The sequence below is a fragment of the Nonomuraea lactucae genome (genome assembly GCF_003313395.1).
Taxonomy (GTDB): Bacteria; Actinomycetota; Actinomycetes; order Streptosporangiales; family Streptosporangiaceae; genus Nonomuraea; species Nonomuraea lactucae.
Genome location: NZ_QNFZ01000860.1, coordinates 1 through 6374, shown reverse-complemented (window position 1 = coordinate 6374; position 6374 = coordinate 1). Strand labels below are relative to the sequence as shown.

The 6374-nt window shown below is 72.9% G+C and carries 6 protein-coding genes; 3 read left to right on the top strand and 3 right to left on the bottom strand.

The annotated features are described in order from the left end of the window. Nucleotides 1-728, bottom strand: a 728-nt coding sequence (locus DQW85_RS29805; RefSeq protein ID WP_162795480.1) for a carbohydrate kinase family protein, incomplete at its 3' end; no start/stop codon positions are given. A gap of 67 nt (nucleotides 729-795) precedes the next feature. Here DQW85_RS29805 and DQW85_RS29800 point away from each other — a divergent pair. After that, nucleotides 796-1392, top strand: coding sequence for a TetR/AcrR family transcriptional regulator (locus DQW85_RS29800; protein WP_113703158.1), 597 nt, complete (start codon nucleotides 796-798; stop codon nucleotides 1390-1392). Between the two features lie 12 nt (nucleotides 1393-1404). On the opposite strand, the gene DQW85_RS29795 is transcribed toward DQW85_RS29800, so the two are convergent. After that, the gene (locus DQW85_RS29795; RefSeq protein ID WP_113703157.1) at nucleotides 1405-2433 is read right to left on the bottom strand and encodes a saccharopine dehydrogenase NADP-binding domain-containing protein; all 1029 of its coding nucleotides are present in this window, start codon (nucleotides 2431-2433) and stop codon (nucleotides 1405-1407) included. 117 nt (nucleotides 2434-2550) lie between these two features. Here DQW85_RS29795 and DQW85_RS29790 point away from each other — a divergent pair, with 117 nt between their 5' ends. Beyond that, a complete protein-coding gene (locus tag DQW85_RS29790) occupies nucleotides 2551-3189 on the top strand; it encodes a class II aldolase/adducin family protein (RefSeq protein ID WP_113703156.1) in 639 nt (212 codons plus the stop codon). Here DQW85_RS29790 and DQW85_RS29785 read toward each other — a convergent pair. Then, entirely contained in the window at nucleotides 3155-4747 is a 1593-nt protein-coding gene (locus tag DQW85_RS29785; protein WP_113703155.1) for a DUF885 domain-containing protein, read from the bottom strand. The two genes, DQW85_RS29790 and DQW85_RS29785, sit on opposite strands and share 35 nt — an antisense overlap. 22 nt (nucleotides 4748-4769) lie before the next feature. On the opposite strand from DQW85_RS29785, the gene DQW85_RS29780 reads away from it, so the two are divergent. Beyond that, nucleotides 4770-5975 carry a DUF4032 domain-containing protein gene (locus DQW85_RS29780; RefSeq protein WP_113703154.1) on the top strand — a complete coding sequence of 402 codons (1206 nt, stop codon included), beginning with the start codon at nucleotides 4770-4772 and terminating at the stop codon, nucleotides 5973-5975. Nucleotides 5976-6374 lie beyond the last annotated feature (399 nt).

Below are 6374 nucleotides of genomic sequence, written 5' to 3'. Positions count from 1 at the left end.
CGCGGCCCGGCGGCGAGCAGTTCCCCCGCCGCGGCCCGCACGTCACTCGTGGTCGGCCGCGCGCCGGCGGACCGTCCGGCCGAAGGCCCGGCCATGAGCCCGGCCGTGAGCCCGGCCATGAGCAGCGCCTGCGACTCGTTGGGCAGCACGTAGTCCACGTGCGGCAGGAAGGCGCGGGCCATGCCGAGCAGGTCGGGCATCTCGGAGAGCAGGTCCATGGTCACGATGACGCCGTCCGCGCGGAGCTCGTCGAGCAGGCCGAGGAACGCCGGGTCGCCCAGCCCGAAGGTGACGTCCATGCCGCCGAGGTGCACCGCCCGGACCGCGCGCAGCGTCTCGACGTCCAGGTCGGCGAACGTGACGCCGAGGTTCGCCCCGGGCACGTGGAAGCTGGGCCGCCCGCCGTCGGGCCGGATCGGCAGGATGGACGCGGCGGTCTGCTCGCCCCGCCTGCGCGCCAGGCGCGAGACGTCCACGCCGCGCTTGGCCAGCACCGCCACGAGGAAGTCGCCCAGCTCGTCGTCGCCGACGGCGCCCATGGTGACGACGCGGTTGCCCAGCTTGACCAGGTCCACCGCCGTCCCGGCCGCGGCGCCCGCGGCCGTCAGGCGGATCTGGTCGACCAGCACGGTGTCCTGGCCTTCCGGGATGCGCTCGACGGGCCTGGCGAGGACGTCGACGATGTGGACGCCGACGGTGGCGACGGTTGCGGGGGGTGCGACGGTCATGGTCTAAATAGACAGACGTCCGAATAAAAAGTCAATATGGTGACAGCAGAACGATGGAAGGAGCGCGATGCCGAAGATCGTGGACCACGACGAGCGCAGGCGCGAGCTGCTGTCGGCGGCCCGCCGGGTGATCGTCAGAGACGGCATCGACGCCGCGACGACCCGTGCCATCGCCAAGGAGGCGGGCTACTCCAACGGGGTGCTCGCCCACTACTTCGCCGACAAGGACGAGATCCTGCTGTCCGCGCTGCGCCAGTCGCACCAGCGCATCCGCGAGCGCCTGACCCGGAAGGTGGGGGGCGTCAGCGGGCTGGCCGCGCTGCGCGAGCTGCTGCTGGACAACCTGCCGCTCGACGCCGAACGCACCCAGGAGACGCGCCTGGAGGTGAGCTTCTGGAGCCGTAGCCTGGCCGCGGAACGGCTCGCCGAGGTGCAGCGCGCGGAGGCCGCCGAGCTCCGCTCAGCCGTACGGGGGCTGCTGGCCGAGGCTCGGGCGGCCGGGGAGCTGAGCGGCGACGACAACCTCGACGACGTGACCGAGCACCTGCTCGCCCTGGTCGACGGCCTCAGCCTGCACCTGCTCCTCTACCCGGGCCGGCTGACCCGGGTGGACCTGGAACGGCTCATGCTCACCCACCTCGACCGGCTGGCCCGAGCCCGCTGACCGGGCTCCGGCTCACAGGTGGAGGGAGAACGCGCCCAGGTCCTCCAGCCGGCGCAGGAAGGGCTCGGCGGGGAAGGCCTCGGCCGAGCTGAGCACCCCGGCCTCGGGCGGCCCGTCGCCGCGCAGCAGCCGCACCGCGCCCTCCACCGACGCCAGCACGCCGGCCCGCCAGATGTCCTCCCCGCGCACGTGCCCGTTGCGCCCGCCGCCCCCGGGCGAGGTCGCGCGCACGGCCACGGTGAACTCGCTGCGCGCCCGCTCGGCGGGCGACGCGTCCTGGCTGGTGAAGATCTGCTCCTCCTCGAACGTGCTGGACGTGAGCTGCGACTCGACCGTCCGGGCCGGCACGTGCCGCGGGATCGTCACCACCTCGCCGGAGGGGAACGGCGCGATCATGGTCCGTGGCCCGACGGGCGGCGGGAACGGGAAGACCGTGTTGCGGATCTCCACCGGCCCCACCCGCTGCACGCCGTCCGCGAACGTCACCCGGTCGATCTCCCCGATCAGCAGCTCGGCCGTCCTGACGGCCGCCGGGGTCATCCGCCAGCCGGTCACCGCGTAGCCGACCGTCACCCGGTCGACCCCGGGCAGCCCCGCGGTCACAGCCGAGGCGAGCAGGTCGGCGATGCCGCCGTAGAAGCTGAGCTGCGGCACGATCACGACGCCCGCGCGCCGCGCCGGCTCCCGCATGGCGTCGAACAGCCACCTGACGGGGTGCGGCTCGACGGCGTGGTCGATGTAGTGGCAGCCCGCCGCCACCGCGGCCGAGGCCACGGGCTCGGCGGTGCGCGCGAAAGGGCCGGCGCAGTGGATGAGCACGGCCGCGCCCGCGCAGAGCTCGCGCAGTGCCGCCTGGTCGTCCAGCGGCGCGACGTGCGTCCGGACGCGCTCCGGCGTGTCGATCTCGGCGGCTAACGCCGCCAGGGCGGCGGCGTCGCGCCCGGCGAGGACGACGTCCTGACCGCGAGCGAGGAGCTCGGCGGCGACCAGGCGGCCCGTGTGGCCGTTGGCGCCGTAGATCGCGACGGGTGACGCGCTCATGAGCGGACCTTCTTCCATACCGCGAGTATGTAACTTTGCGAACTCGAACGTACGTTCAGCCACTGCGCCTGTCAACAGCGTTGCTGTATTTCGGACGACCGACTACATTGCGGGCTCATGAGCCTCCGCGAGCAGCTGTGCGAGTACGGCAGGCGGGCCGTCGAGCTGGGCCTGGTGATCGGCACGTCCGGCAACCTCAGCGTGCGCCAGGGCGACCTCGTCGCCGTCACCCCGTCGGGCGTCGCGCTCGACCGGCTGACCCCGGAGACGTGTCCCGTCGTGGACGTGGCGGGGCACCTGGTGGAGGGCGAGCTGCAGCCGTCCTCGGAGACCCCCATGCACCTGGCCGTCTACGAGGCCACCGATGCCCAGGCCGTCGTCCACACGCACTCGGTGTTCGGCACGGTCGTGGCCACCACGATGACCGAGCTGCCGCCGGTCCACTACAACGCGCTGCTGCTGGGCGGGGCGGTGAAGGTCGCGCCCTACGCCACGTACGGCACTCCGGAGCTGGCGGCCAACGTCCGGGCGGCGCTCGAGGGCAGGCGGGCGGCGCTGATGGCCAACCACGGCGGGGTGACCATCGGCGCCACGCTGGAGGAGGCCTTCGAGGCCACCCGGCTGCTGGAGTGGCTCTGCGAGGTCTACGTGCGGGCGCTCGGCGTGGGCCGGCCGGCCGTGCTCACGGCCGAGCAGCTCGACGCCGTCGTCGAGCGCGCGCTCAACCCTCCGGTGTTCCCCCGCCGGACGCCGTGACGGCCTGCTCGGCGAGGCCGAGCGGCAGCCCGCCGGAGCCGGCGATCCTGTCGTGGAACGACTTCAGCGAGCCCTGGTACGACTCCCTGATCCGGTCGATCTCGATGGCGCCGGTGAGGTAGGACGGGGCCTGCGTCGGCCAGGCGCAGTAGCGGCCGACCTCGCCCTTGGCCGTGCCCGGCGAGAGGGACGCGCTGGTGGACATGAACGTCTCGGCCTCCTCGACCGACATGTCGTCGCAGTGCAGCGCGGTGTCCACGACGATCCGGGCGGCGCGGAAGATGCGGCAGTCGAGGTGGGCGAGCTCGGTGGCGGGCGTGTCGAAGTAGCCCTGCTCGTGCAGCATCTTCTCGACGTAGAGGGCCCAGCCCTCGGTGAAGTACGGCGTGCGGAAGACCTGCCGCACGGTCCTCGGGTTGCCGGCCATGTGCGACAGGTGCCAGTGGTGGCCGGGGTAGGCCTCGTGCACGGCGATCGACGGCATCTGCGCCCGCGAGTTCGTGCGCAGGCGCTGTCGCACCTGCTCCTCGGTGAAGTCGTCGGGCGTGTACGGCACGAAGAAGACGCCGGTGCGCGAGCTGGTCAGCGGCGGCGGCGCCAGGTAGTGGGCCACGGCCAGGATCGGCCTGACGTACTCCGCCGAGGGCAGCACCAGGCACTCGTCCCCCTCGGGGAAGGTGACCAGGTCGCGGCTCCGGACGAACTCGCGGGCCCGCCGCGTCTCGGCCTCGTACTCGTCGCGCATGGCCTCCAGCGTCGGAGGGTGGTCGTCCATCAGCGACTCCATCGCGGCCCGCCAGTCGCCGGTGCCGTTGACGCGCGCGGCGACCTCGCGCATCCGCCCGTCCAGCTCCGCCCAGGCCGCCCTGCCCTTCTCGTGCAGCTCCGCGGCGCCGTACCCGAGCAGCTCGCGCTCGCGCAGCAGCGTGGAGTAGAGCCGCTCCCCCATCCGCCAGCTCCCTCCGCACCGGAAGCCCTCGAGGAAGGCCACCAGGTCGTCGAAGGCGTGGCCGGCGGGCCCGGCGGCCTCGGCCAGCTTGGCGCGCAGCCCGTTGTCCCGGACCATCGACGGCACGGTCTCGGTGAGGAACCGCCGCCCGGTGCGGGCCTGCCCGAGCCCGCGCTCGACCAGGAGCGGCGCGGCGAGGTCGGGGTCCAGGTTGGCGCGGCAGGCGGCCAGCACGCCGGGCACCTCGGCCAGCCGCAGGACGGCGGCCGCCACGAGGTCGGGCTCGGGTTTGAGCCGCTGCTGGAACGGGGTGAACATGGAGGCGAAGATCGGCGAGAGGTAGGCGGCGGGGTCGCGGCGCCAGTCGGGCCAGGACGCGAGCGCGATGGAGCCTCTTAGCTGCGACAGCACGAGGTCCCTGTCGATCGCGTCGTCCGGTGCCGGCGTCTCCTGCCGGGAGAGCCGGTTCAGCCAGTGCTCCGCCTCCCGGGTGCGCGAGGTCAGGGCTTCGGCGGAGAAGTCGCCGAGCGTGTGGTCGTAGCCGCCGGCTCCGAGGTTGCTTGCGGTGACGGGGTGTCGGGAGAAGTACCACGCGAGAAACTCGTCCACCGCCGCACAATATCCTGATGGCATGCCCCTCCAGATCACCGGCGCGCTCGACGACCCCGACCTGATCGGCCTTCCCTGGGACGTCCCGCTCGCCGACTGGCCACAGCACCGTCTGGTCGATCTCCCCCGCGGCATCTCACGGCACGTGGTGCGCTTCGCCCGGCTGTCCGGCAAGGTCTACGCGATCAAGGAGATCAGCGAGAGGTACGCCAAGCGCGAATACCAGCTGCTGTGGGACCTGGCCAGGCTCGACGCACCGGCCGTGGAGCCGGTCGCCTACGTCACCGGCAGGGAGGAGGGGCTCGACGCGGCGCTGATCACCCGGCACCTGCAGTTCTCGCTCCCCTACCGGGCCGTCATGTCGGGCACGCTGCGGCCCGACACGCTCACCCGCCTGCTCGACGCGCTCGCCGTGCTGCTCGTGCGGCTGCACCTGACCGGCTTCTACTGGGGCGACTGCTCTCTGTCCAACACCCTCTTCCGCCGGGACGCCGGGGCGTTCGCCGCCTACCTGGTGGACGCGGAGACCGGCGAGATGCATCCCATGATCAGCGAGGGGCAGCGGCTGGGCGACATCGACATCGCCCACACCAACATCTTCGGCGAGATGCTCGACCTGGAGGCGGGTGGCCTGCTCCACCCCTCCATCGACCCGATGGACACCGCCGAGGACATCGTCGGCCGCTACCACCGGCTGTGGGAGGAGATCACCCAGGACGAGATCATCGAAGAGGTCGACTGGCACCGGGTGGAGCACCGGATCAGGCGGCTCAACCTGCTCGGGTTCGACGTGGCCGAGATGATGGTCCGGCGCAAGGTCGGCACCGGGCGGCTGATCGTCCGGCCGAAGGTGGTCGACGCGGGTCACCACCAGCGGCGGCTGCTCCGCCTGACCGGGCTCGACGTGGAGGAGAACCAGGCTCGGAGGCTGCTGAACGACCTCGACGGGTTCCGGGTGGCCAAGGGACTGCGGCACGAGGACGAGGCGATCGTGGCGCACCGGTGGCTGGCGGAGGTCTTCCAGCCGACGGTGGCGGCCATCCCCGCGGAGCTGCGGGGCAAGCTGGAGCCGGCCCAGCTGTTCCACGAAGTGCTGGATCACCGGTGGTACCTGTCGGAGGCGGCCGGCGCCGACGTTGGGCTGACGGCCGCGGTGAAGTCGTACGTCGACAACGTGCTCGTGCACAAGCCCGACGAGAAGGCGCTCCTCCCCGAGGAGCCGGGCTGACCCTCCCCCGACGAGGGGCTGCCCCTTCCGGCGACCGGCCGCCGTGAAGGGGCAGCGACGCCACGAGGGCGTCCCCGGTGCGGGGACGCCCTCGTGGAACCGCGCGAGCGAGGAGGCACGAGCTCGGCGGTGGGACTGGCCGGGCGCTGGGGGGACCGGTCCGGCGAGGCGCCGGGGATGGACCGGTCTGGTGAGGGTGCGCTCGGCCTCGGACCGATCCGGCGACGGGGGAGGTCAGCCGGACCGGTCCGGGGGATCGTGAGCCGTCAGCGGCGGACCAGCCTGCGCAGGTGGTCGCGGCCCAGGACGGCGCCGGCGCCGATGGCGACGAGGACCGCCGCCGCGGCCAGGCCGAGGATGCCGCCGCCCGTGCCCTCGGCCACGGGCTCGGTCGCTGCG